The 23,280-nt window shown below is 33.7% G+C and carries 31 protein-coding genes and 2 pseudogenes; 19 read left to right on the top strand and 14 right to left on the bottom strand.

Going from position 1 to position 23,280, the window contains the following annotated elements; genetic code table 11:
- Window positions 1–161: 161 nt before the first annotated feature.
- The 5 genes from FJQ98_RS11740 to FJQ98_RS11760 all read left to right on the top strand — a co-directional run bounded on the left by FJQ98_RS11740 (window position 162) and on the right by FJQ98_RS11760 (window position 3,500).
- Window positions 162–368, top strand: a complete 207-nt coding sequence (locus FJQ98_RS11740; protein ID WP_425492688.1) for a hypothetical protein — start codon at window positions 162–164, stop codon at window positions 366–368.
- A gap of 226 nt (window positions 369–594) precedes the next feature.
- Complete coding sequence (locus FJQ98_RS11745; protein WP_053596986.1) at window positions 595–897, top strand: GPW/gp25 family protein; 303 nt, start codon at window positions 595–597, stop codon at window positions 895–897.
- A gap of 638 nt (window positions 898–1,535) precedes the next feature.
- Window positions 1,536–1,922 carry a hypothetical protein gene (locus FJQ98_RS11750; RefSeq protein ID WP_053596987.1) on the top strand — a complete coding sequence of 129 codons (387 nt, stop codon included), beginning with the start codon at window positions 1,536–1,538 and terminating at the stop codon, window positions 1,920–1,922.
- 163 nt (window positions 1,923–2,085) lie between these two features.
- Window positions 2,086–2,754 carry a hypothetical protein gene (locus FJQ98_RS11755; RefSeq protein WP_053596988.1) on the top strand — a complete coding sequence of 223 codons (669 nt, stop codon included), beginning with the start codon at window positions 2,086–2,088 and terminating at the stop codon, window positions 2,752–2,754.
- A gap of 125 nt (window positions 2,755–2,879) precedes the next feature.
- On the top strand, window positions 2,880–3,500 hold the full coding sequence (locus FJQ98_RS11760) for an NAD(P)-dependent oxidoreductase (RefSeq protein WP_053597035.1): 621 nt from the start codon (window positions 2,880–2,882) through the stop codon (window positions 3,498–3,500).
- Window positions 3,501–3,548: 48 nt separating this feature from the next.
- On the opposite strand, the gene FJQ98_RS11765 is transcribed toward FJQ98_RS11760, so the two are convergent.
- From FJQ98_RS11765 to FJQ98_RS11775, 3 genes are all read right to left on the bottom strand, one after another.
- Window positions 3,549–3,878: a hypothetical protein gene (locus FJQ98_RS11765; RefSeq protein ID WP_053596989.1), complete on the bottom strand. Its 330-nt coding sequence runs from the start codon at window positions 3,876–3,878 to the stop codon at window positions 3,549–3,551.
- A 30-nt stretch (window positions 3,879–3,908) separates the two neighbouring features.
- Window positions 3,909–4,223 carry a hypothetical protein gene (locus tag FJQ98_RS11770; RefSeq protein WP_053596990.1) on the bottom strand — a complete coding sequence of 105 codons (315 nt, stop codon included), beginning with the start codon at window positions 4,221–4,223 and terminating at the stop codon, window positions 3,909–3,911.
- 86 nt (window positions 4,224–4,309) lie between these two features.
- Complete coding sequence (locus FJQ98_RS11775; protein WP_053596991.1) at window positions 4,310–4,501, bottom strand: hypothetical protein; 192 nt, start codon at window positions 4,499–4,501, stop codon at window positions 4,310–4,312.
- A 305-nt stretch (window positions 4,502–4,806) separates the two neighbouring features.
- Here FJQ98_RS11775 and FJQ98_RS11780 point away from each other — a divergent pair, with 305 nt between their 5' ends.
- Entirely contained in the window at window positions 4,807–5,172 is a 366-nt protein-coding gene (locus tag FJQ98_RS11780) for a hypothetical protein (RefSeq protein WP_053596992.1), read from the top strand.
- Window positions 5,159–5,797, top strand: a complete 639-nt coding sequence (locus FJQ98_RS11785; protein WP_053596993.1) for an O-methyltransferase — start codon at window positions 5,159–5,161, stop codon at window positions 5,795–5,797. Before FJQ98_RS11780 ends, FJQ98_RS11785 begins: the two co-directional genes overlap by 14 nt.
- Before the next feature lie 451 nt (window positions 5,798–6,248).
- On the opposite strand, the gene FJQ98_RS11790 is transcribed toward FJQ98_RS11785, so the two are convergent.
- From FJQ98_RS11790 to FJQ98_RS11800, 3 genes are all read right to left on the bottom strand, one after another.
- Window positions 6,249–6,677 (bottom strand): GNAT family N-acetyltransferase, encoded by a 429-nt coding sequence (locus FJQ98_RS11790; RefSeq protein ID WP_053596994.1) that lies wholly within the window; start codon window positions 6,675–6,677, stop codon window positions 6,249–6,251.
- 390 nt (window positions 6,678–7,067) lie between these two features.
- Window positions 7,068–7,400, bottom strand: coding sequence for a chaperone CsaA (gene csaA, locus FJQ98_RS11795; protein WP_053596995.1), 333 nt, complete (start codon window positions 7,398–7,400; stop codon window positions 7,068–7,070).
- A gap of 109 nt (window positions 7,401–7,509) precedes the next feature.
- The gene (locus FJQ98_RS11800; protein WP_053596996.1) at window positions 7,510–8,049 is read right to left on the bottom strand and encodes a hypothetical protein; all 540 of its coding nucleotides are present in this window, start codon (window positions 8,047–8,049) and stop codon (window positions 7,510–7,512) included.
- A gap of 217 nt (window positions 8,050–8,266) precedes the next feature.
- On the opposite strand from FJQ98_RS11800, the gene FJQ98_RS11805 reads away from it, so the two are divergent.
- Window positions 8,267–8,992 (top strand): polysaccharide deacetylase family protein, encoded by a 726-nt coding sequence (locus FJQ98_RS11805; RefSeq protein WP_425492703.1) that lies wholly within the window; start codon window positions 8,267–8,269, stop codon window positions 8,990–8,992.
- A gap of 89 nt (window positions 8,993–9,081) precedes the next feature.
- Window positions 9,082–9,574: pseudogene (locus tag FJQ98_RS11810) on the top strand (Type 1 glutamine amidotransferase-like domain-containing protein); the annotation flags it as partial.
- Between the two features lie 133 nt (window positions 9,575–9,707).
- Here the strand turns inward: FJQ98_RS11810 and FJQ98_RS11815 are convergent.
- The gene (locus FJQ98_RS11815) at window positions 9,708–10,049 is read right to left on the bottom strand and encodes a DUF7668 domain-containing protein (protein WP_053596999.1); all 342 of its coding nucleotides are present in this window, start codon (window positions 10,047–10,049) and stop codon (window positions 9,708–9,710) included.
- On the bottom strand, window positions 10,000–10,395 hold the full coding sequence (locus tag FJQ98_RS11820; protein WP_143115062.1) for a hypothetical protein: 396 nt from the start codon (window positions 10,393–10,395) through the stop codon (window positions 10,000–10,002). The genes FJQ98_RS11815 and FJQ98_RS11820 overlap by 50 nt, the downstream gene beginning before the upstream one ends.
- A gap of 474 nt (window positions 10,396–10,869) precedes the next feature.
- Between FJQ98_RS11820 and FJQ98_RS11825 the strand changes: the two genes are divergently transcribed.
- Both FJQ98_RS11825 and FJQ98_RS11830 read left to right on the top strand, forming a co-directional pair.
- Window positions 10,870–11,160, top strand: a complete 291-nt coding sequence (locus FJQ98_RS11825; RefSeq protein WP_053597000.1) for a DUF5316 domain-containing protein — start codon at window positions 10,870–10,872, stop codon at window positions 11,158–11,160.
- Window positions 11,161–12,020: 860 nt separating this feature from the next.
- Complete coding sequence (locus FJQ98_RS11830) at window positions 12,021–12,317, top strand: hypothetical protein (RefSeq protein ID WP_053597001.1); 297 nt, start codon at window positions 12,021–12,023, stop codon at window positions 12,315–12,317.
- Window positions 12,318–12,500: 183 nt separating this feature from the next.
- Here FJQ98_RS11830 and FJQ98_RS11835 read toward each other — a convergent pair whose 3' ends face one another.
- Window positions 12,501–12,695 (bottom strand): hypothetical protein, encoded by a 195-nt coding sequence (locus FJQ98_RS11835; protein WP_241774644.1) that lies wholly within the window; start codon window positions 12,693–12,695, stop codon window positions 12,501–12,503.
- A 392-nt stretch (window positions 12,696–13,087) separates the two neighbouring features.
- On the opposite strand from FJQ98_RS11835, the gene FJQ98_RS11840 reads away from it, so the two are divergent.
- On the top strand, window positions 13,088–13,597 hold the full coding sequence (locus FJQ98_RS11840; protein ID WP_053597002.1) for a MepB family protein: 510 nt from the start codon (window positions 13,088–13,090) through the stop codon (window positions 13,595–13,597).
- Window positions 13,598–13,709: 112 nt separating this feature from the next.
- A pseudogene (locus FJQ98_RS11845) lies at window positions 13,710–14,216 on the top strand (GNAT family N-acetyltransferase); the annotation flags it as partial.
- Window positions 14,217–15,148: 932 nt separating this feature from the next.
- Here the strand turns inward: FJQ98_RS11845 and FJQ98_RS11850 are convergent.
- Both FJQ98_RS11850 and FJQ98_RS11855 read right to left on the bottom strand, forming a co-directional pair.
- The gene (locus FJQ98_RS11850; protein ID WP_053597003.1) at window positions 15,149–15,400 is read right to left on the bottom strand and encodes a hypothetical protein; all 252 of its coding nucleotides are present in this window, start codon (window positions 15,398–15,400) and stop codon (window positions 15,149–15,151) included.
- Window positions 15,390–15,602 (bottom strand): helix-turn-helix transcriptional regulator, encoded by a 213-nt coding sequence (locus FJQ98_RS11855; RefSeq protein ID WP_053597004.1) that lies wholly within the window; start codon window positions 15,600–15,602, stop codon window positions 15,390–15,392. The genes FJQ98_RS11850 and FJQ98_RS11855 overlap by 11 nt, the downstream gene beginning before the upstream one ends.
- Window positions 15,603–15,950: 348 nt before the next feature.
- Between FJQ98_RS11855 and FJQ98_RS11860 the strand changes: the two genes are divergently transcribed.
- Complete coding sequence (locus FJQ98_RS11860; RefSeq protein WP_241774645.1) at window positions 15,951–17,987, top strand: YfaP family protein; 2,037 nt, start codon at window positions 15,951–15,953, stop codon at window positions 17,985–17,987.
- 171 nt (window positions 17,988–18,158) lie between these two features.
- On the opposite strand, the gene FJQ98_RS11865 is transcribed toward FJQ98_RS11860, so the two are convergent.
- A complete protein-coding gene (locus tag FJQ98_RS11865) occupies window positions 18,159–18,335 on the bottom strand; it encodes a hypothetical protein (RefSeq protein ID WP_158003104.1) in 177 nt (58 codons plus the stop codon).
- Window positions 18,336–18,425: 90 nt separating this feature from the next.
- The gene (locus tag FJQ98_RS11870; RefSeq protein ID WP_053597005.1) at window positions 18,426–18,839 is read right to left on the bottom strand and encodes a DNA mismatch repair protein MutT; all 414 of its coding nucleotides are present in this window, start codon (window positions 18,837–18,839) and stop codon (window positions 18,426–18,428) included.
- 360 nt (window positions 18,840–19,199) lie between these two features.
- On the opposite strand from FJQ98_RS11870, the gene FJQ98_RS11875 reads away from it, so the two are divergent.
- The 4 genes from FJQ98_RS11875 to FJQ98_RS11890 all read left to right on the top strand — a co-directional run bounded on the left by FJQ98_RS11875 (window position 19,200) and on the right by FJQ98_RS11890 (window position 21,705).
- Window positions 19,200–19,508, top strand: a complete 309-nt coding sequence (locus FJQ98_RS11875; protein WP_053597006.1) for a hypothetical protein — start codon at window positions 19,200–19,202, stop codon at window positions 19,506–19,508.
- Window positions 19,509–19,681: 173 nt separating this feature from the next.
- Window positions 19,682–20,101 (top strand): hypothetical protein, encoded by a 420-nt coding sequence (locus FJQ98_RS11880; protein WP_053597007.1) that lies wholly within the window; start codon window positions 19,682–19,684, stop codon window positions 20,099–20,101.
- 241 nt (window positions 20,102–20,342) lie between these two features.
- Window positions 20,343–21,224 (top strand): DnaD domain protein, encoded by an 882-nt coding sequence (locus FJQ98_RS11885; RefSeq protein WP_053597008.1) that lies wholly within the window; start codon window positions 20,343–20,345, stop codon window positions 21,222–21,224.
- A 148-nt stretch (window positions 21,225–21,372) separates the two neighbouring features.
- Entirely contained in the window at window positions 21,373–21,705 is a 333-nt protein-coding gene (locus FJQ98_RS11890) for a DUF1093 domain-containing protein (protein ID WP_053597009.1), read from the top strand.
- Between the two features lie 420 nt (window positions 21,706–22,125).
- Here the strand turns inward: FJQ98_RS11890 and FJQ98_RS11895 are convergent, their stop codons facing one another.
- Entirely contained in the window at window positions 22,126–22,284 is a 159-nt protein-coding gene (locus FJQ98_RS11895; protein WP_158003105.1) for a hypothetical protein, read from the bottom strand.
- Between the two features lie 246 nt (window positions 22,285–22,530).
- Here FJQ98_RS11895 and FJQ98_RS11900 point away from each other — a divergent pair, with 246 nt between their 5' ends.
- Window positions 22,531–23,250 (top strand): MBL fold metallo-hydrolase, encoded by a 720-nt coding sequence (locus tag FJQ98_RS11900; protein WP_053597010.1) that lies wholly within the window; start codon window positions 22,531–22,533, stop codon window positions 23,248–23,250.
- The last annotated feature ends 30 nt before the right edge of the window (window positions 23,251–23,280 follow it).

Below are 23,280 nucleotides of genomic sequence, written 5' to 3' on the forward strand. Positions count from 1 at the left end.
CTTTATTCTACATAAATGCTTGGAGTTAAAAATAAGTTCAAGGACCAGTAGTTTGCCCCAGTTCGTAGGGTGGACATTAATTTTTGTCATTATATGTTGGCAACAAGGTAGGGGAAATGAAGGTACACATTTCTTATTAATTGATTTCATGATGAGGAGGAATGATGATGAGGCGGCACACACCAGAAAATAAAGGAACAAAGAAGGTGAAAAAAGTGGAAAACAAAACAGTAGTAAAAAACGGTATTAGTTTTGGCGCGGTATTAGCCATTACGATTTCGTGGAGTGTAAATCATTCAATATTATGGGCAATCATACATGGTTGTTTTAGTTGGTTGTATGTAATCTACTACGCGCTAATAAGATAATAGTGAAAAGAAGCGGGATGAATGTGGAACCTCAACTACGCAATGCTGTGCAATTATCTAGAGAAACATTGCAACATATACATACCATAGAGAATGTGTGCTTCGTTCATAACTTATGGGCATTTAGCATAAATAACAAAGTGCTCTTTTTTCAAAGAAAAGCTCATATTTTATAAAGAAGATTTACTTACATCTTTGCGTGTATCGTAGAAGAAAGGTTGATAGGATGACACATCAAGTAACCGCCACAAGCAATATTGATTTTAATGCTACAGGCGTTGAAGAAATATTACAAAATGTAGCTTATATATTATCTACTTTCGTAATATCTTGCCCTTTATACAGGGATTTTGGTTTTAGACTAGATACTCTTCCACCTTTTCAGCTTGCAAAAAGGCGTAATACTGCACGCCTTATTGAGAGCATTCAACGTTTCGAGCCACGAGCTGTAGTAGTAGATGTAGATTATCTTGGAGATGCTTATGTAGGAAAATTAGAACCAGTTGTGAAAGTAATTATAAACGAATAAACGTTCTATGTAAGTTCGCAGCTAATAATATACTATTTTCTCTCTCATATCACAAAAATATGGCTCATCACCAAAAGTTGTGGATGACATTAATTAAACGTATGCCATATATATAAGTCAGAACGGAAATCAACCACACGTTAAGGTGATGATCCAAAAATATGCCAGGCTAGTCATTGAAATGTTAGCCTGGCATATTATAAGTAGGTTAGTTTTTAAATAAAAATTAAAATTATAATTATTGCTTTGTTCATAGACCTTTTTGTATGGAACGAACTATATGCATTTTCGTAAAAAGGGATGATCTAAATTATGCAGCTTTTCTGATTGCATCAATTTTTTGGATCAAAGTTTAAGAAAGTAATACCTAAGAAACTACCGCCACCTGTTAAGAAAATATCTACTAATGTACCTGGTTCTAAGCGTCTTGAGAAATTACATGCGCAACCTTTACAATGATGGTTTCTTCTTTAAAGAAGCATTTTTCCTCTGTGCAATGACAATTTTCGTACTCACGTTCGTACTCATATTTGCTATGATGTCGTATAAAACATTTATTATATACGGGAAAAGTATGATTAATTCATTATTTAAAACGACAAGCGTATTGTATTAAAAAGATGAAATGGAGAGGGAATATGAGAGGATTAATAAAAGGCTTTTTTATTTTATTTTCCTTGGTATTAATAACTGCTGCCTTGATTAAGTATAATCAGCCTTCATTAGAACGACCCATTGAAAAATATCCCGACATAAATTATTCTGAAGAAATTGGTGGAAAATTACAAAATGCAAATTTTACACAAAAGATTATAGTAGCGTTACGAGCAGCAGGCTATTATCCAGATAGTACGATAGGCTATTTAATTGAATCTCCAAACAATCAAGTAATGACCATACGATTACATAATTTAGATCAATTTGATAAAAGTACAGAAAGCGAAATTCAAAATATCGTCAACATTATTGCGAAAAATAATAACCTTCAGTTGTTTATCGTAGATGTCCGGCCTATTGATATTTAGTAATAAGGTTAGATAGAAAACAGTCTATTGATGGATGTACAAAATAGATAAATAGATAATAAATACTATAATACCTAGCAAATTATTGAAAAATTATTATATAATACATTCCCTATTCTTGATATATTTAGTATGTCAAAAGAATTTTTGGGAGGATTTAGTAATGAAAAAGCGAGTTTTAATGGCTGTTTTAATGTTATTAGCACTAATTACAGCTGCATGTGGATCTACATATAATGAAGGGAAGAAAAACTTACCGGCTAGTGATTCAGAAAAGGTCTCATCCGAAAATAAAAAAGAAAATGATGAAGAAAACAAGGAAGAAGCGAAAACGGAAGAGTCAGAGAAAGAGGCAGCTGTACCTGCTGTGACAGTTAATAATGCGAAACGTTATTTAGAAGATCTTCCTATTTTGACTGAAGATATTCTTACATTAAATAAGATTTCCTATAACTTTATCTCAACAAACCCTGAACTATTCCCTGCTACAACTAAAGAGGCTGTTGCAAAAGTAAAAAAGCTTACAGATAAAAAGGTAACTTCGAAGCATTTAAATAAAAATGTAGAACCATATTTAGAGAAAATCATTAATTTTACTGGGGACGTTATCCAAATCGAAGAACATAAGTTAGATGATGGTACGCCAGTTACAACAATTATTTTAGATGATATGGATTTCAATGCTATTTATGCACTTGGATATCAAACAACTGACATTTTAGAAGGTGATTTCATAGATATTTGGGGATTACCACTAGGTCAGTTCCAGTATGATAATATCGATGGTGGTACTACTTTAGCTCAAGTTATCGCGACTTCCTATATAGAATAAGTACGACCGAACAGGGAGCACTCTCTTTGAGCAGTGTTCCTTTTATTTTTCTCTGGGAAGGATATTTTTTGGATACATAAGTTGAAAAATTCGTGTGCTATAATCAACACAAAGAGGTGATTATTCTGAGAATTTTAGTTTTAGGCGCAACGGGGCGTGTTGGAAGCCACATCGTTTCTCTTGCGTTACAAGATAAACATCACATTACAGCGTTAGTTCGTAATCCAAATAAGATAAAAATAGGTCATGAAAATTTACATATTTTTCAGGGTAATGTTATGGAAAAACAAGATATAGAAAATGTCATGGCGAATGTAGATATTGTGATTAGTGCATTAAACACAGACGGTACAAATACATTAACTAAAAGTATGCCACTGATTCTTGACGCAATGGAAAAAGTGAATGTGAAAAGAATTATAACTGTTGGAACAGCTGGCATTCTGCAAAGTCGTCTGTCACCAAGTATATTACGTTACCAATCGAGCGAAACAAAAAGAAAAACAACCTTTGCGGCAGAGGAGCATCAAAAGGTCTATGAATTATTGAAGCAATCTGAATGCGATTGGACCATTGTCTGCCCTACATACTTGCCTGATGGTGAATACACGGGGATCTATCGTATCGAACGAGACTTTTTACCTGAAGGTGAGGGAGAGATATCTGTAGCAGATACGGCAGCGTTTGCCTATCAACAAATTCAGAGCAAGGAATACCTGAAATCGCGTGTCGGTATTGCGTACTGATTTCCTAAACAAATATCTGCGTACTCTTTTGTATTAAAAATAGTTGAATCATACATTTTTGTTTGCCATTTTGGTTAATTGTTGAAAAATAATATCTTGATAGTTTACGTTTCGCCATAATGTAATAACATCTAATTCTGTTAGTTCTTGAAGGCAGCTTTGTATGAATTCGTATGCGATAAAATAAGCTAAGCGATTAATACCAAATCGTTTACCTCCATTAATAGAGAACCATTCAAGATACACTGCTCTTGCATCAAGTGAAGTTAAATCGCTTAAAAACTCTTCAATAATTATTTGTTTATTATTTGTAGCAAATGTTATCCATTCTAAGTCTTCTTGAAATGCAAAGTATTCATCTTTCCTCGCACTTACCATCTTTGTAGAAAAATACGTTGCAATGCCTTCCTATAAAAGCCAAGTGAATAGGCTCTCCCAGTCTACCATCGCCCAATCAATACCTCTTTTTTCGGATAATAAATGGTGTAAAGCATGCCCAAACTCATGAGCAATAATAATTTGTAAATGGCGATCTTGAAGGGAAAGTTTCTCTAAGCAAAATGCAATTTCTGGTATGATTTGTCGGTAAGTAAAAGCATTACTTCCATATAAACCTACAATCAGATGTACATCCTTTGTAAATGTGATATCGTACATCTGTTCATAGTCCCTTGCAATATCACTAATAAGCTTAGGCATTTTATCTTTTATTTCAATTAACATTGAAATCTTTTCCTGGTGCTTTGGAATAGCCATTTTCATTTTTTTTCTACATTATGGCAATGATATCGCTCATAAATCTAAATCAATTATTTGATGTGGCATGAAAAGGAGTAATTTAATGCAAGAAGATCTCTTTCTACAATTGGTTCTCCACCTGCTTCTAGACATCTTTCAGTTGCCAATTTAATTTCCTGTTGATTAAAAAATGATTGCACCCCAGTTAAAAACACTATGCCAAAAACAAGTAATAGACCAAGTTTTAAAAATGGCCTTTTCATTTTATCGCTCCTTCTTTTGAACATGAAGTTCTATACATCAATACGATTAAATTCTTAACTCCTAAAAGTCACACAACTATTAATTACCGTTTTATGGTGATGGCTGTTATTTACAGTTTAATGGAAGAACAAAGGAAAGTACATATTACAAAATTCCTTAAAACACTTGATATGTACTGTTGTTAAAGTATGGAGACAAGAAATAGGAAATGAATAAGTAGATTAATTGACAATTTGTATACATTTGTATACAATAAAGATGTAATTAAGTGTATACAAATGTATACGATGAGAGGAGAATGAAAATGAGAAGTGAAAAATTTAAGGAATTTAGAGAAGAGGGACATCATCGAGGAGGACGTCACAGAGGAAGAGACGGCTCTCATCAACGCGGAGCTAAAACTTTCCGACGTGGAAGAGCTATTGCTTTTTTAGAGATGATGAATTTAAAACGTGCAACGATTAAGCAACAATTAGAGCAACCAGAGTTTCAATCTATTCAGCCAATGTTAGTGGGCGAATTAAAAGCCATTGATATGGTTATCAATGAATTCATTCAATTATTTGAAATACATGAAAGTGAAACGACGGATGCATCCGACAATCAAGAAGAAAATGAAAAATCTTTAGATCATGATGAGGAAGGGAATAACCTGAATGAAAATAATTAATCATTATATTGATTCCGTGTTTCATAAGCAAGATACTATTTTAGAGGAGGTTATTTCGTCCATTGAAGAAAACGGAATGCCCGCCATTTCTGTTTCTGCTTCTTCTGGAAAACTTTTAACAATGCTTGTCTCGATGACAGGAGCTAAAAATATTCTTGAAATAGGGGCTCTCGGTGGATATAGTGGAATTTGTTTAGCTAGAGGGTTCGGACGTGAGGGAAAATTAACTTCTCTAGAATTAGAGGAAAAATATACGCAACTAGCTTACGGGAATTTATCGAAGGCAGGTTTTGGTGAACAAGTGACGTATATGACGGGACCTGCATTGCAAAGCCTTGAGAAGCTTGTGCAGGGTAACGAGCGATTCGATTTTTTCTTTATCGATGCTGATAAGGATAATTATGAAAACTATTTAAATTATTGTGTGAAGCTAGCAAATTCCGATGCTATCATCGTTACTGATAACGTCCTTGCTGCTGGTAGTGTTGCAGATCCAAATGCCAAACCAAAGCGCTATACGGAATTGATGAAGAAATTCAATGTAGCAGTAGCAAACCACCCTCAATTAGAGTCGGTTATTATTCCAATCGGTGATGGCATGACACTTTCAAAAGTGAAGAAATAAGCATCATTTTAACTTCTTTCAGCGGATGTCACGGAAATCGGAAGGCATTGACGGACGAATGCGTATGTTTTGTTAGTGCTCTTTTTTTGCCTAACACTCTCTCATAATCTTAATTGAGTTTGAAACCTACAATAATTAAGACAAGTCCTTATTTTTCTGGATTCTTTTTAGGGGAGTTCATTTCTACTAAAAAGACTGAAGTCAAATGCATAAGCTTAACTTCAGTCTAATTACATATTTAACTATTTCGATTTAACTTATCTGATATGCTTCTAAGTATTTCAGTTTGCTCCTGCTGTATGTTAATGAATTTAATTAAAAACCAAATGATAAAGGCAGCTGGAACAATGTAAAACATAAATATAACGAAAAGAGGTATCAGTGCAAAAAATATTTCCATTTTAAATCTCCCTTTTTTTATGAACAAAGTAGAGAGGTGGCCTCTGCTAAATTATTTTAACTCTAGATGTAAAATTGGATATTGGCGACCAGAACTATCTGTTGGCTCTTCACTGACAATAGTAAAACCATTTTTCAAATAAAACATCTTTGCATTTTCATTGTCTTTATTGACATCAACAGACCGTACATTAAATTCCTTAATAAGTTGTTGCATGATTTGTTTCCCGTATCCTTTTCCAGTTTCAGCCGGATCTAAAAATAGCATTTCTAAATGCTGTCTATTAGTGCCTGAAAAACCTATCAAAACATTTTCCACAAACCAAAGTCTCACATCAAGATGTGGGAAATACATAGGGATTTCCTTTTTAATGTCTTCCTTATCTTTTAAACTTAGAAAATCATGAGTTGCGGATACGGATCTATCCCAAAGATTTAAAATAGCTTCATAGTCATTAGTAGTTGCTTGTCTGTTTTTCATAGTAATCTCTCCTTTTTCTCCTTGTTTATCACGCTCCTTTCTATTTTTTAATTGAAGATTTTAACGATATAGCACCAGTTTAGATAAAATTCCATTTTTCATTTTCCTCCCAATTGAGGGGATTTGTTGATATTATCTTTGTGTATCAAAAATTATATCATTGACTATAATATGAAACAACGCCAGTAAAAATAATAAAAGGGCCACATTAGTGACCCTTAGTATCAAGCCAGGAGGTGTAAGTCTAATTAGCTTTACACTACTATATTTATGATGTAGATGCTATTTTAGTTAGTCTTGTGCCTGCGAAATAGATTCCTAAAAAAATTAAATTTTAGGAGAAATATTAAATCAACAATCACAAAAAGCCTCTTCGTAAAGAGGCTCATCTTAACTAATTTTAGTTCCATTTGGTACAGATTGGTCAGGGGTTAATAGAATCACATCTCCTTCTACAGGAACCCCGCCAATAACTAAAACTTCAGACTTAAAGCCTGCCACACGACGAGGTGGGAAATTTACAATAGCTACTACTTGCTTACCAACAATACCTTCTGGCGTATAGCGTTTAGTAATTTGAGCAGAGGATTGCTTGATGCCAAGATCTTCCCCAAAGTCAATTTTCATTTTAATGGCAGGAATCCTTGCTTTCGGAAGTTCTTCGGCTTGGGTCACTGTACCAATTCTTATATCAAGATTAACAAAGTTTTCTATAGTTGCCATAAAAGTACCCCTTAAGTGAATTTAATATTATAAATATTATCATGGAATAAACAAATATTCAAAAAAATTGAAGATGTCGTAGTTGATTGTATTTATTGAAGGGGAGTATTTAATTTTCTATTTGTATAAACTCTTGTAAATTCTTTTCAATGAGATTATTTACTTTTTTTATAGTAGTTGGATAAATACTCTCGAAAATAACATATAGCGATTCAAATGATGCTTGGAGGTCTTTGTTTTGATTTAATTCATCTCGAGTGATTGTAAAATTTTCTAATGTAATAGGGTGATTATGGCGTTTCAGCTCCTGTTCAATTTTCTCAAGGAGTAAAAGAAAAGATTCATCATTAAAATACCTAAAACATGCTTTGAGCGCTGCCCAATTTTTAGGCTGAGCCATGAAATAAGCACTCCACCAATAAAATTCGATAAGGGATTTACTAACATGGTTATAATAAACATAAAACATAAATAATGCTCTTTGGCCTTCAGTAAGTTCCTCATAAAAGCGTTCTTTAACTTGGACAGTACTGCTGTTAGATTCTTTGGACACTTTTACCTTATAATTTCTAATTAGTGGTTCAAAGCATCTTTGACTAAGGTTGGAACAATTTAGATCAAAATCTTCTTTTTTTACCTTTATTATCAAAAATAATCACACTCCTACCTAATAATATAACATTTGGAATAAGAATGTGCTGTTTTTTATTGCTTTCTGTGTTTTACATTCATTTTGGATTGTAATTGGTTTTTCATACAGATAAAAATACAAAAAAATAAAGCATCTTTTAGTTTAAACCTCAAATAATAATGATTAGAAATAATTATTTGCAGGAGGTGAAAACTTGAGGAAATATTATCTATTAATCGCACTATGCATTTTAGGAATATTTGTATTTTTTGTAAATGAAAAATCGTTTGCAGACAAAGGCAGAAAATATTACGAAGAAGCAGGACAAATTTTGTGGGATATAAAAACGGATGAAAAAGTTATTGCCTTAACCTTTGATGATGGTCCTCATAAAAAGTACACACCTGACATTTTAGATATATTATCCAAATACAATGCCAAGGCCACATTCTTTATTGTGGGTGAAAACGCAGAAAAAAACCCAGAGCTTGCTTTACGTGTCCACGAAGAAGGACACGAACTAGCCATTCACACATATACGCATCCTTTTAGAACAAATGTTTCCAATTTAATGAAAGAAATAAAACAAACACATGCAACAATATATGGTATTACGGGATATTCTCCTGTATTATTTAGACCAGTTGAAGGTCAATATACGGATGCCATGATTGATGCAATTGTAAAAGAAGGGTATAAAGTTGTGATGTGGTCATGGCATTTAGATACATTTGATTGGAAAAAGATAGGGGAAAAGAAAATTATCAACACGGTGTTGAAAGGTGCTAAGCCAGGTAGTGTAGTGTTATTTCATGACGGTGGTGGAAATCGTGAGCAAACCGTGAGAGCATTGGAAAAAATCTTACCAGAACTTGAAAATCAGGGATATAAATTTGTAACGATTTCTGAGCTACTTGAGATTCAAAAATTAAATAATGAAGATAAAAAAAGTAAGGATTAGAAAGCTTAAAATAGTTAATTGCTCGGTTCCTAATGTAAACTGAGCTTTGCTTTTCTCATCGGACGCCCCCAGTCGGAACGGAAATCTTTTTTTCTCCACCTACTCGTGATTTAGAAAGTTTTATTTTTGAAAAGGATATTATTTATGTTGGTGAGAGGAAATACTAAAAACCTTTTAGCTTTATGGAGAGAATGGTCGTTAGATAGTATTTTTAAGACTGCTTGGCATGAGGGAATCCTTTTAACAGGCATTAGTGCTGGTTCAATCTGTTGGTTCGAGGAAGGAATAACAGATTCATTTGGAGGAGATTTAGAGCCGATAACATGTTTAGGGTTTCTTCCAGGAAGTAATTGTCCTCATTATGATGGAGAAATCTATCGAAGACCAGCTTATCATAATTTGGTTAAAGCTAATAAGCTCTCATCTGGACTTGCCATAGATGATGGAGTAGCAGTTCATTTTATCAATCAAGAAATCCATAAAATAGTTAGTTCAAAGCCTAATAGTAAAGCATATAAGGTCTCCTTGGATAATGATATTAAAGAGCAAGAGTTATCTGTAGAGTATTTAGGGAATATATAAATATATTACTATCAACAGCTTTGAAAAATAAGCCTACTCATGACTTTCCCTGTCGTCTTGAATAGGCTTATTTATATTTTTAGAAGAAAAAACCCCTTTATTTATGAACGGTTCATCAAATTTATTGTTTTACTTATGCATCAATTGTGTCGATATAAAATTCGGTAAGCTTGGATTTTTCTGTGTCTGTTTTAGCTTCACAAAAAAGTACTAACTGACTCTCTTCATCGTCAAACCATAAATATCTTATTTCTGTACCAAATCCGCTATTATCATTGTATTCGTATACGTCTATGTCCATATCTTCATCACTTGGTGGTAAAGTAAGTACACCTTGCATCGGAATAACCTCGTTTAAAAACTCCTCAATCTCATCGTTTAGTTTATCTTCATTTTTAAGTTTTTCGTACCGAAGATTGACTAAATCAACAAGCGTTTCTTTTGTTACCTGTATTAGTTGGTCTTCTATTGCCATTTTGCTTTACCTCCAATGATGGAATATTAAAGTTATAGAATTCTGATAAATTACATAGTTGGCAAGTTAATACAAGCAGATTATAAAAGTGGCTCATCACCGTGAGGTTGATTTCCATTCCGACTGGGCGCTTTGTTGCTGTCGCTTCGCTTTCGCACAGATAAAAAATTGTAGCTGCCGCTTCGCTTTCGCTACAGAAAACATTTGTTGTTGCTGTCGCTTCGCTTTCGCACAGATAAAAAATTGTAGCTGTCGCTTCGCTTTCGCACAGATAAAAAATTGCCGCTGCCGCTTCGCTTTCGCGTAGAGCTTCCTGGGGTGCGTTCGATGCGCTCCAGGGTCTCATCTGTGACGTTGTGATCTGACCTTAAGGAGTCGTCAGCCTCTGCTCTAATCAACTTATATACATAATATCATCTCCAACTTTTTGGTGATGAATAAAACGAAACAAGAGGTTTCTCTTTATGGCCGATAAATCTCGAATCTACTATACAGATTCATTCTCAGGCGGCATCCTTGCAGCTGATATTATGCTTGACCAAATTGAAGAAATCTTTGCTAAATAACAATGACAGCCTGAAGACTAATAAAAAAATCGCAATACTCTCATCGACAAAGGATGATTGTATAGCGTTTTTCATTCGCTCAATTTTTACAGCAGTAATATTGAAGAAATTTATTGATTTCTTTAGGTAAAAATAGGGTATCTGCATATCGTAAAACACGGGTTAAAATTATGGATATCATACAAAAAAGTTTAACTTAAATTTGAAACAAAATAGTGTGATTGAACGTAAAATAAGGAGGGGAGGGGTTAGAGTTGAGGTATTTATTAATTGGCGTTTTATTATCATTATTCAGTGTTTTAATAGCAATGATTTTTTGGGGGATGGAACAGGTTTATTTAGTTTCAGGAACGGTCGGCTGTGTCTTCATTGGAATTTCAATGATTTTTTCAGGTTCCATGGTTAGTGGGGATAGGATGAGGGCAAACATTGCTACCGAAACATCAGAACATAGGGACGAACGCAATAAAATTACGTTAAATTCCTTATACATTGCTTTACCAAATATTGTTGTTGCGGTTTTATTTTATTTTTTAAGTAAATGAAATTGAATGGAAAGAACGCTCAGAACTCTTGAGCGTTTTTTGAACTTTTAAGTGAGGTAATTTAGGCAAATGGATCCAATTATTCTTCATCAAACAAAGTGAATTAATATTTCCTGAACTCTTTTGAGGATTTAAGAGTGTTATTTGCAGTGACAGGAAGAATTTAGAACTAAGTAATGCATAGAAACGGGACAAGATGAATTTTTCTCTTGCTATGGAATTTAGTAAACAAAAGAAAGTGTAGATAAATAAACAATGTTGAGGTGAAGGGCCCTGAATCTTTAACTCCTTTCCGGACGCAATGATGCCGGGGCATAATTGATTATGACTATTACTTACTGAAAACCTTGATGTTAAGTCGTTCTATTTTGAGAAAAAGAAAGGTGAAAAGTGGATATTTGAACGAAAGAATTTTGATTTTTTCGACAGTTGCATTAACGTTGTCTACATTATGTTTATTTATGTCAGGACATTTTAAATTCCTTTTACCCTTTTTACTTTTTACAGTTCCTGCCTTAGTTTTATTTTTATTAAATGAAATGAAAAAAAGCTCCTGATGAAAGTTGATAAATATCCAAAATAGGAATTGAGTTGTTTTAAATCACAAGCTACAACTTGTAAAAACGCTATAGCATTTTCCAAATCAGCACGCCTGATACAAAAACTATAAGAGGGCAACCATACGGAAGTAGTAGTATGAGTGATTTAGGAAAGTATGTAGGCAATTGATAAATACTGGAAATATCATAAATGCATTAGTAGCCTGAATGTTATTTAATTTTTTTAGAATAATAAAATTGAAACCATTACAAATTTCAATCGTATAACAAATAAGGATTGTTCAGGGAGGTGTTTGTGCTATGCCATTTAGCGGCTGGGCTATACTAACGTTTTCAATTGTATTTTTCTTACCTTTCTTTATTTGGCTTTCTGCTAGTTATCTAAATAAATTACAAGGTAACGAAGATCACTCGAAAAGAAAAAATAACTATTGGGTATTCTTAGTATCGCTTGGGTTATTAAATTCCATGAATTCTTTCTTTTTTAAGATTCAAGATACATATTCTTTAGCAGTAACAATCTCAATCATTTTGTTATTTAGCCTATATATGTTTTTAATTGTACGGAAAGATAAGAAAAAAGTATCATTTAGGTAAGACTTTCAAGACAAAAGGGAATTATTTGAGCTGCGCATGAATAGCGGTGGAATGACTACGAAGGGTTTGGGAAGTTGATTCAACAGTGCAAAGATCCTCTTGAAGTAGACTATGTAAAATACATGTCTAATTTCAAGGGGGTTTTTATTAATTGTTTGTTCTTTCAATTTCATGGTTGTAACACTACATTTTAAAAAAAGCTTCGAATTGTTTAATGGTTGTTTGATATTTTTTCAATACTTCCAATGCAAGACCGGCTGCAATTGCTTGTAAACTATCTCCTAATGTAGAAATAGATGCACCAATATAGGTCAGTTTAGCTGCATAAATTTCAGGAGAATCAGTTGGGAAATTGGAGTTATGGTTTCTGATATTCATCAGCATTTCCTCCTTGAACTGTGTAAAATCAAATCATTATTTCATCATTTGCGTCATTGAATGGAATTTGGGATGAATGTCGGTTGGCGATAGTCAAACCTCTCTCGTGATGATAAAATAAGAACAGATATTCTTGTCTTGTGTGATGAAGAATCCATGATTGTCAAAACAATTGGTGTTAGCAATTTCGAATGACACATATAAAGAAACAGGCATCGGAATACGTACAATGCTCGTTCTGTTCAATTAACACGATAATAGAAGTGGACTTAAGCTAAATTAAGAACAGTAAATCAAAATGAAGAGACAAATGAAATTTTAATAAGCAATTACGGTGACAAGTCTGCAGATAGTATACTGGTATATCGTAGTGTATGGTAAGGAGTAAAACTATGAATAAATTTAATAAGACGTTAACATATGTAAATGAATTACTTTATGAACCTAATCATTTAATTATAGAAAACATTCAAGAAGAAACTCAAAATTCAGATTATGGGGCTGGGTTATTTCAGTTAAATTCTACATCGGTTAGATTTAGAGTCGCAAAAATAACACCTAACAAGATAGGACAATTTGTTGCATTTTGGGAAAAGGATGAAGCTAATAAAAACCAAGCATTTTCATATGACAATGCAACTGATCTATTGGTAATAAACACATTTAATAGTAATGGCGATTTTGGCCAATTCGTTTTTCCAAAAGAAGTTCTTTTAAAACAAAACATCCTTAAAACCGCCAATACAAAGGGGAAAATGGCAATTAGAGTTTATCCTTGTTGGGATACTCCCACTAGCAAACAAGCTATTGTAACACAAAAGTGGCAATTACCATATTTTATTAAGATTGATAATACTAATAGTTTACCAATACATGAGCTATTAAAATTATACGCCAACTAAAATTAGAATCTTTAAACAAAAAGAATAAGCACCATCCTTTATTACAGATTGGATAAAGTTTCATCTGATATAATTAGTTAATTTAAAAAATACTAAAGGTTGGTGAATTTTATTGAAAATTCTTGAGACTGATCGACTTGTCCTTCGCCTACAAACAACTGATGATGTGGCGTTTATCCTGGAGCTTTTGAACGATCCTTCCTGGTTGAAGTTCATAGGTGATTTCAGTGTGAAAACGCTGGATGATGCAAGGACCTATATTTTGAATGGACCTGTTCGCATGTATGAACAACTCGGTTTCTGCCTCTATTTGGTGGAACGAAAGGAGGGTCGTGCCCCGATTGGAATTTGCGGTCTGGTAAAAAGAGATTCCTTGGAAGATGTGGATATTGGATTTGCCTTTCGACCAAAGTATTGGTCAAAAGGTTATGCCTATGAAGCAGCCTCCGCAGTAATGTCATATGGAAAAGACACATTAGGACTAACTCGCATTGTGGCAATCACGACTCAAGAGAATCAGGCTTCCACCAATCTGCTAGAAAAACTAGGATTTCGGTTTGAGAGATTGATCCAGATGACCAATGACTCGGAAGAGCTTAAGCTTTTAGTGTTTGATGAAACGGAAAACCACATCAAAAAACAGTGGGAATCATCAGAAACAAAAGAAATTCTAGATCGATTATCCGCCTCCTTTTTTGATGCGTTTACCAATGAAAATGGATATAAACTGAATGTGCACGCCCTCTCCGAATTATTTATTCCAGAGGCCATGATCATTTAAAATACAGATAGCGCTCCTATTATTTACAATCTTACACAGTTCATCGAATCCCGTGAGAAACTATTAAGCGAAGGTAACTTGATGAATTTCAAGGAAGAAGAAGTGTACGAAATCACAGAAATTTTCGGAAATATCGCTCGTCGCTTCAGCCTTTATGAAAAACAGGTGTGTTGTCTGGTGAAGCATTTGATACAATGGGCATGAAAACGATACAGTTTATTCGCACGCCCTATGGTTGGAAGATAAGCTCCATAGCTTGGGATGATGCAAAAAAAGGCTTAACCATTCCCGAAAGGTATCGAAAATTTTATACGATGAAGAAGACTCTTCCCTCGGGAGTTTTCTCCAGTATAGGCACAAAAAAATGAGGGGAATTCGGATAATAATGAAAGAGAAGTAAATAAGGGTCACTCGAACCAAAGTGACCCTAAACCACAAACTAGGAGGTGCAAAGCTAAGTTAGCTTTACACTACTATTAATATGATTTGGTAGCTATGTTTGTATAGTGAAATGCCTGTGAATTAGATTTAAAAATAAAAGCTATAAGGGACAATTTGCACTTTTAGAATTTTGTATGAGTCACGTCTGGACATCTCTACATGCTCTCCTTATTTATTTTAAGGCGATATAAGTAGTAAACATAGCAGGTAAAATAAAGTGCTATTAGACTGAAAAAAGAAACCTCATTCATATAACCAAACATCGCCAATGCTAGAAGACCAAAGGCAAATAAATTAATCATCAAATCAAATGCTTTGGATTTCGCATTTTAACTAATTGTTATATTTCGTTCATCATGTTCCTCAACGAGTTGTTCTTTTGTCTTATTCTTTTCATCTACCAATTGAGTGATGCCAGTACCTAATAACATGACTCCACAAAATCCAACTCCTATTGGTACTAAATCCATTCTAATAAAAGGTATGTTTAAAATTTCTGCACCAACAACACCTAAAATGATAGCCGAAATTAAAAGTAACATACCAACAATGATTATTGACCATAATAATTTATTTTTCATTATTCGATTCCTCCTCATAAATAAAGATTTCCTCTATAGTCATTCCGAAGTACCGTGCAATTTTAAATGCCAAAATAATAGATGGATTATATCTTCCATTTTCAAGGGATCCAATTGTTTGTCTTGATACTTCTAATGCAGCAGCAAGTTCCTCTTGTTTTATACCATTTTTTTTTCGTATTTCTTCCAATCTATTCTTCATGTTTATTCTCTTTCTTTTATGGGAAGATAAATTTCCATAATTGTAATAAAATAGTTCGTTCGTGTAAAGTTTACTTTCTCTTTTTAAAAAGCGCATATTTACACACCTTTTTTGAATTCGCATGCCTCATTGTTTAAGAGATAACTACCTCGTATAAATCAAGTGCCTAGACTTTGTGTATTTAAATATTCATAGTATTTCTGATATATAGTATAATAGAAAAAATTACATATATAGGAAATTTAATGAATTAAGGTGTGTTTTTGACATATATTTAAACAAATATTTTTCGTCAAGAACCACATAAAGTGATTTCACAAATTTAAAATACTAAGGAGATGTTGGAGAGTGAAAGAGAATATAGAAATGACAAATAAAGTGTATATTAATGATAATGATAGATATCCTGAATTCGAAAAAAATTTAAAAAGCTATTTTGATGAAGCGATTAGTAGTAGTAACAAATTATTTAAAACAAATGCTCAAGGTCTATTTGATTTGTATTTAGAAAATTTACCAGTAGAAGCTAAACAACATTATACTTGTAGCGCTTGTATACATTTCATTGAGCGATTTGGTGGTCTTGTAACGATTGATGAAAATGGCATTATTGCATCAGCTATGTGGGATGAGGATGTCACTCCTCCATTTTTTAAAGCTGCTGTTTCTGCAATGAAATCAGTAGTTTTAAACTCAAAAGTCATTGGTGTGTTTATTTCAGACTCACCAATATTAGGTTATCCTCGTACAGGAGAGTGGAATCATCTATCCGTTAAAGTCCCTGGAGAAATTGTGAATAGCTTTAGATTACAAACTGCGGGACAAGTGATGGCTGAGAAGTTAGAAGAATTCAAGATGCTAACCAATGCATTACTTGATTATTCTATCGAGACAGCTGAACAAGCAGTAGTTCTATTACAATCAGAAGCATTATACCGCTCAGATAGAGTATTAGGGGTTGCAGAATGGTTTAAAACATTGCATGAAAAACGTAATAGTGTAGGTAATAATAATCAGAAAACAAATATTGTTTGGTTAGCTGTTGCGACAGCTCCAGCTGGATTCTGTCATGTAAGAAGTTCTATGATCGGTACATTATTAGATGACATAGCTTCAGGTATGTCAGTTGAATCGGTTGCTCGCCGTTTTGCTGAGAAGATGAATCCAGCGAATTACATGCGCTCACAAGCTGCGCCAACACAAAATGCTATTGTAGAAGCAGAAAAAATTGTTGAAAAATTAGGAATCGCCAATTCTTTGCTAAGAAGATATGCTACTTTTGAAGAGATTCCGTCATTTTTGTGGGAAAATCATTCTGAGCCTAAAGTTGTTGAACAAAAAAAGGGCGTATTTTCAAGTATTATTCCTAAGAAAAAAGCCACATCAAAAGTATCTCTTCCGAGTACAGTAATGACATGGGATAAATTCCAACGAACAACACTACCAACAGCCGAAAATATTGAAGTATTGATTGATAATCCTAGCCGTTTAATGGCATTAGTTACTGCGTCCGATGAAACAGCGCCAAATATTTTACATTGGAACAATTCTTTTAGTTGGTATTATCACGGAGGAATAGATGGCGAAATTAAAAGAAGAGTAGAAAGTGCGGGCGGAAGATATGAAAATAATGAAATACGAGCTTCATTAATATGGGAAGGCTACACAGACTTAGATTTACATTGTATAACACCAAAAGGGGAACACGTCTACTATGGAGATAAAAGTGACAGATTTGGTGGCTGGTTAGATATCGATATGAATGGAGGGAGGCATAGAAACCCTTCCCCTGTTGAAAATATCAGATGGAGTGAAAATGCCCCAGTCGGACATTATAGATTTTATGTTCATAACTATTGTGAAAGAGGACAAGGAAGCACGCCATTCAAAATGGAACTAGAAGTAAACGGAAAAACATTCTCATATGTTGGAGTTGCTGGTGGGGAAGGTTTTGTAACTGATGTATTCGAATTTGATTATGTTAAAGGGCAACAGCCGAATATCAGTAGCCATTCATACGCTAGTGATGATTCATGGAGTGTTCAAGTAAATAATTTTGTAAGGGTAAATGGTATTACAACTTCACCAAATTTATGGGGTGAAGAGTCGGTCCCTCATTCTGGAAGTCACATTTTCTTTATATTGGATGGAGTAAAGGACTCTTCGGAAGGGAAAGGCAGAGGATTCTTCAATGAAACGCTTAAATCGGAATTAAGACAAATCAGAAAAACGTTAGAAGCCTATACTGCTAGTACACCAATTGAAGGTGCCAATAATGCAACAGCTTGTGGTGTGGGATATTCGAAAGATCATGATTGGAATCTAACGGTTAAAGTAACAACAAATAATTCTACTAGAGTCATTAAGATTGATAGATGGGATTAAAAGGAGCGAAGTTCTTCCGCTCTAACAAAAATGTTAGAAGTACGTTAAAAATGGCTCCTGGTCAAAAATTTCGACCAGGAGTTTACCTCTTCATACAAAAACTATCTTAATGGATTTTTATTTTGTTGTAGCATTAGCTAAATAAATAACTTCATGCATATCCTACTTATTTTAGTGTTTATTTTGATGAATTTGCTTCTGTAAAACTCTAAGTCCTACAAAAAATATGATTGCTCCAAAAAGTTTATAAAGAATATTTCTTTCTAAAAAGGTATCACTTGTGATGCTCATCAACAAACTGCCAAATAAAATAATTAAAACACCGAGAATGCCTATTAAATACCTCATGCATCTGCCTCCTAACTGAAAATAAAAGCTGAACATGTAAATGAGTTGCTAGTCTATAGGGTAAGAAGGTTTGCTACATAAAGCTTCTTGTCATACTAATTGTGAAATCTCATGGTCATTGATTATATAAGGTACTACTTCCGGCTCAACCCAAATGCGTGAAATCGTTTCATACTCTCGAAGAAATGGGAGACACTCTTGAATTTCCATGCGATAAAACATTTGATAACCGATTAAAGGGTACTTACCACCAGCATTAAATAAAGGATTGTCTTCATGATTGACTTCAATTGCTCCGATATACTTGATATGTCCCTTTACATAACCTTCTTCAAATGCCTTTCTATGCAATGCCTCTTCATTAAAACCTCTGCCATTTACATGGACCAACAAAACATTTCCTTTATAGAAACAAACTCCATGTACACTTGTTACTTCGCTGTAATCGTCAATTTTTTTCTTTGGTAGCCAAGTCAGTTTAACATGATGACCGCTCCAGTTCACATAAAATTGATTGTTCCTCTGCTTCTTTCTCCTTTGTTATTAATTAAGAAAATCATTGTATTTCCATTTTAGTTAATTGCAAGATGCAAGTATAGATGAAATTTCGCTAAACGTTTTGAAACAAAATATTATTCGACGTATTTTTATCAATCAGAGGGTGTATGGCTATTGATTATTCTATAAGGTTTGGAAAAGGCTTATTATATGCTTTTAAAAGAAAATTACAAAAAGAGTCACATCTAACTAGGTGTGGCCTTTTCTTATGCATCTAATAGCTATGACTAGATGCAATGGAGACCGTCTTAAGTCTAATGCCAGGCTATGTTTGACATCAACTTTATGTAACTGAGAGGTGGTACTATGCAATTAACAGATGGTACAAGGATATTTGATTCTGAAGTGATTGATGAAGCCGCAAAAAAATTACAACGGGATGAGCAGGAGCGGGAGATGCTAAATGCTTTTGCTCGCTATGCCTATCTTCGCTACAAGCAAATTAGAAATTGTGTAAACCCTCGTAAATGTAAATACATGAGGGTCGATCAAGTGCTGGAACAATTAAAATCTCCAGGAAAATTACAAAAAGTTAGCAATTTATTCAATATTACAGAAGAAGAAGTGCATTACATTGTAGATTTTGTGAAAAAGTATTTGAAGTATATAAAATAAACAAAAAGCTCCCGGTTAAAAATTTCAACCGGGAGAGTACCATTTAAAATTTTATCCAACAGTTTTGCCACTCTACCAGCAGTAACTTCGTATTTTCCGTATGCAAGGTTATCATTTCTCATCCATCCACACTATATAGTATTATAAACTTTAGAATTAAGGAGTGTGAGAATATGAGATTCATTAAATTCCTACTAATCTTTGTAATTATCCTCGGTGCTATTGGTTATGGGGTTTATCATTATGGTACGAAGTTTGCATCCGATAAGATCGTTGAGACGTTATCAACAGAATTAGAGGACAGTGGACAAATAGACGAGATAAAGAATACGATTGAAAGTGACCCTGAACTAAAAACATTTGTGGAAGAGGCTAAAACAGCAGACAGCAGCAAATTGCCGTTTACAACAAAAGAGGAAGCTACAAAAGTATTAATTCAAAAAGTTGGTATCTCGGAGCTTAATAATATAAGAGTAAAAGTACAAAACGGTTCAATGACGAAGGAACAGGTCATTCAAGAAATGGAAGGTAAATTAACAGACGATGAAATTATGGCACTAAAAGTAATCGTTTATAAAGAGTTATATAAATAAAACGTTGAGATCGTAATAAAGGAACAACTATTAGTTATAAAATGCTGTAAGACAAAGTAAATCACTAGTTTAGGACATGCCATTATAGCATGTCCTAATTTTTTTGCTTTTCAAACAAAATATGAAAACTTTGTCCCTTATTGTTGTCAAGACCTGTATATAAGTTAATGAATGAAGAATTGCTATGGGATGTGATTGCAATTGTCCATTTAATTCAAAGAACTTAAAAAAGGAGGGCATTATGGCAATATTTAGAGTTCAAAAAAAGGCGAGTTATGTTGTGTTAGACAAAGGATTTTTGAATGACATTAGTTTAAGCTGGAGAGCAAAAGGTTTGCTTGCTTACATGTTGTCACTGCCAGATGATTGGTCATTTTGTATTTCTGATTTAGCCACTCGTAGCAAATGTGGTCGTGATACAACTGCCAGCATTATTAAGGAACTAACGAAAGCAGGCTTTATTCACAAGGAGCAGGGCAGAACAAACCTTGGAAAGTTTGGCAAAATGGAACTCTTAGTGTTCGAAACACCACAAGCTGCACCGTTTACTGAAAATCCGATAACGGTTAATCCATCAACGGAGAAACCGCTAACGGAAAACCCGTCACTACTAATTAATAAGTTACTAAATAATAATTTACTAAATAAAAATAATAATGATGATGAGAGCAATTCCTCAGTAGAGAATTTTCCAAAAACACAAACGGCATTCCAGTTTTACGAGCAAAATGGCTTTGGCTCTCTATCTTCTCATGTAGCATACAAAATCGGAAATTGGATTGATGATCTTTCAGAAGAGCTCGTTATTCATGCTATGAAACTAGCAGTAGAAAACAATGTACTTCGTTGGAATTACGTTGAAAAGATTTTACACGATTGGATCCACAAGAAGTTTCAAACAATTGAGGAGGTAGAAGCGGACCGACTTCGCTTTAAAGCTCAAAAACAACAACTACATTCTAATCTGTCCAGTCAAAAACCGCGTCAAGAAGTTGTCCCAGAATGGTTCCATCACCGCCAAAAAGACAACATTGATACAGAGGCTGGACAAGCTATTGATTTTGCAGCTGAACGTCAAAAAATCTTGGAAACATTCAGGGGAATGACAGGGAGTATGAGATGAATTATATTAACCTCAGTTCAGACATAGTTTTTCAAGATGACAATTTTGTCAGCTAACTGTCATGTTCCGAAATTTAAAGTAGTGGAGAATTTATCTATACTTTTTTTGTAGCGATACGATTTCGTTAGAAAATGAGGAGGTAATAGAAATGAAAAAAATGAAATTCATAACGATAACTTTGTTATTCACTATTTTGTTAGTTGGTTGTGGTGAAAAGGGTGCATTGATTGAAAAAGATTTCTATGTTCAAATTAACGAGGAAGCACAAACTCCAGAAGGCAATAGTAATTACGTATATGTAGTAGATGGGTATGATAAAGATGGAAACGAAAAGGTTATCACTTTTTTTGTAGAAAAACCATTTGAAAAAGGGACAATCATCCGTGTTCCAAGAAGTTTAGAAGGATACACTGGTGATCCCGAAGTAATGAATGTGGATGAGTTACCAAACAATATTAAAGAGAAGTTTAATCAGAGCTAGATTTTCAAGCGTAATAGGGATCTAACTCATATCGTTTTGAGCAGATCTCTCTGTCACATCTAATAAGGCATGGCTCTTTTTGCAGAAAACCTCAAGTATAGTAGGCATGTACTACAATACTTGAGGTTTAAAGTAGTTATAATATCACTTTTTGGAAATCCATGTTTGAAATAAATCTTTGATGATTGATGGCTAAGCTACTTGACGTATAGTTAGATTCCAACATAAATAAATGAAGGTTAAAGTCTGCTTCTTGCAAAAAATGTTCTAGGAAATACATTTGAATCGTATCAGGTCTAAATAGCACAAAAACATCTGGCTGTTGATCATTATGTTCATTATCTTGAACTGGCTTAATAGTTGATAATAAATGTGTCAATAAAATATTAGCATTGCCAGGTGCATTTAAAATCGTGCAATTTACGAAATGCTCGGAATAAAAATAGCAAGCTCATCATTTTTTTTAGGTAGATAGAAATAGCCAGTTTCAGGATGCTTTTGATGAAGTGAATGAATATAGGCTCTTAGTGCGGAGTCATAGCCAGTTGTTTCGTCATAGAGTATAAGATAATTTGACACTATAGTATCCTTTCCATTTGAATCGAATTTATATTTATAGTATAAGAAAATCTAAGAGAATATTTTTTATTTGGTGAATATCCCAAATTAAAGACAGAAAATACTACATAAACGCATTGTTGTCAATAATTCTCTTAGCAAGAAAATGTTTCATGAACAGAATGAAATTATAAATCAAAGGGTAGGGATAGAAGGAGTTAACCTACAATGATGTTTACTAAATAAAGGAAATGGAGAGATTGCTTTATGTTGAAATTTATTGGCTCAGGAAGTGCATTTAATACAAAATTAGGTAATAATTCAGCATATTATAAAGTAGGTAATCAGATGTTACTTATTGATTGTGGTAGCAATATTTTTCACCGTATTAAAGAAAATAATATATTAGAAGGTATTGAGCACATCCATGTATTGGTAACTCATACTCATGCGGACCATGTAGGAAGCCTAGCTGATTTTATTTTTTATAGCTATTATTGTCATGGAGAATTCGCAAAACCTACTGTTTCTGTTTATTCCGTTCATGATGTGAAAATAGAGGAACTGTTGGCTATCAATGGTGTTATCCCAGAACTTCATTGCATAACAAAAAAATTTCAATCAGATACACAGTACAATCTAAATTTCTGTAAAGTACTATTTGAAAAATCTAGTCATGTTGAGGAGATCCCTTCTTATTCAATTGAATTATATATTGATGACAAACTTATTTATTATACAGGAGATACAAATAGCCTAAAATTATCTTTACTAAATCCAAATGAATCGAGTCAGGTCTATGATTATGTTTATGTCGATACTTGTAAAGCGGATTATGAAGGCAATGTGCATTTGTCATTACGAAAACTTAGTGAGTTAGTCAGTCGAGATTTACGTTCAAAGTTTTGGTGTATGCATTTAGATGAAGGTTTTGACCGTCAAGAAGCTGAAACATTAGGATTTAAAGTTGTGACGAACGAATTTTAAATATAGCTACTGGAAATCCCAATGTAAATC

It is taken from the genome of Lysinibacillus agricola (genome assembly GCF_016638705.1).
In the GTDB taxonomy this organism is placed as follows: domain Bacteria; phylum Bacillota; class Bacilli; order Bacillales_A; family Planococcaceae; genus Lysinibacillus; species Lysinibacillus agricola.

Coding starts and splice junctions, on each gene's coding strand:
- FJQ98_RS11840 (WP_053597002.1), top strand. CDS start 13,088: ATGAATAAATTTAATAAGACGTTAACATATGTAAATGAATTACTTTAT.
- FJQ98_RS11835 (WP_241774644.1), bottom strand. CDS start 12,695: ATGAATATCAGAAACCATAACTCCAATTTCCCAACTGATTCTCCTGAA.
- FJQ98_RS11785 (WP_053596993.1), top strand. CDS start 5,159: ATGAAAATAATTAATCATTATATTGATTCCGTGTTTCATAAGCAAGAT.
- FJQ98_RS11790 (WP_053596994.1), bottom strand. CDS start 6,677: ATGAAAAACAGACAAGCAACTACTAATGACTATGAAGCTATTTTAAAT.
- FJQ98_RS11875 (WP_053597006.1), top strand. CDS start 19,200: ATGCAATTAACAGATGGTACAAGGATATTTGATTCTGAAGTGATTGAT.
- FJQ98_RS11780 (WP_053596992.1), top strand. CDS start 4,807: ATGAGAAGTGAAAAATTTAAGGAATTTAGAGAAGAGGGACATCATCGA.
- FJQ98_RS11775 (WP_053596991.1), bottom strand. CDS start 4,501: ATGAAAAGGCCATTTTTAAAACTTGGTCTATTACTTGTTTTTGGCATA.
- FJQ98_RS11885 (WP_053597008.1), top strand. CDS start 20,343: ATGGCAATATTTAGAGTTCAAAAAAAGGCGAGTTATGTTGTGTTAGAC.
- FJQ98_RS11750 (WP_053596987.1), top strand. CDS start 1,536: ATGAGAGGATTAATAAAAGGCTTTTTTATTTTATTTTCCTTGGTATTA.
- FJQ98_RS11755 (WP_053596988.1), top strand. CDS start 2,086: ATGAAAAAGCGAGTTTTAATGGCTGTTTTAATGTTATTAGCACTAATT.
- FJQ98_RS11745 (WP_053596986.1), top strand. CDS start 595: ATGACACATCAAGTAACCGCCACAAGCAATATTGATTTTAATGCTACA.
- FJQ98_RS11880 (WP_053597007.1), top strand. CDS start 19,682: ATGAGATTCATTAAATTCCTACTAATCTTTGTAATTATCCTCGGTGCT.
- FJQ98_RS11865 (WP_158003104.1), bottom strand. CDS start 18,335: ATGAGGTATTTAATAGGCATTCTCGGTGTTTTAATTATTTTATTTGGC.
- FJQ98_RS11770 (WP_053596990.1), bottom strand. CDS start 4,223: ATGTTAATTGAAATAAAAGATAAAATGCCTAAGCTTATTAGTGATATT.
- FJQ98_RS11855 (WP_053597004.1), bottom strand. CDS start 15,602: ATGAAGAATAGATTGGAAGAAATACGAAAAAAAAATGGTATAAAACAA.
- FJQ98_RS11900 (WP_053597010.1), top strand. CDS start 22,531: ATGTTGAAATTTATTGGCTCAGGAAGTGCATTTAATACAAAATTAGGT.
- FJQ98_RS11890 (WP_053597009.1), top strand. CDS start 21,373: ATGAAAAAAATGAAATTCATAACGATAACTTTGTTATTCACTATTTTG.
- FJQ98_RS11815 (WP_053596999.1), bottom strand. CDS start 10,049: ATGGCAATAGAAGACCAACTAATACAGGTAACAAAAGAAACGCTTGTT.
- FJQ98_RS11830 (WP_053597001.1), top strand. CDS start 12,021: ATGCCATTTAGCGGCTGGGCTATACTAACGTTTTCAATTGTATTTTTC.
- FJQ98_RS11820 (WP_143115062.1), bottom strand. CDS start 10,395: ATGAGACCCTGGAGCGCATCGAACGCACCCCAGGAAGCTCTACGCGAA.
- FJQ98_RS11765 (WP_053596989.1), bottom strand. CDS start 3,878: ATGGTAAGTGCGAGGAAAGATGAATACTTTGCATTTCAAGAAGACTTA.
- FJQ98_RS11850 (WP_053597003.1), bottom strand. CDS start 15,400: ATGAAAAATAAATTATTATGGTCAATAATCATTGTTGGTATGTTACTT.
- csaA (WP_053596995.1), bottom strand. CDS start 7,400: ATGGCAACTATAGAAAACTTTGTTAATCTTGATATAAGAATTGGTACA.
- FJQ98_RS11740 (WP_425492688.1), top strand. CDS start 162: ATGATGATGAGGCGGCACACACCAGAAAATAAAGGAACAAAGAAGGTG.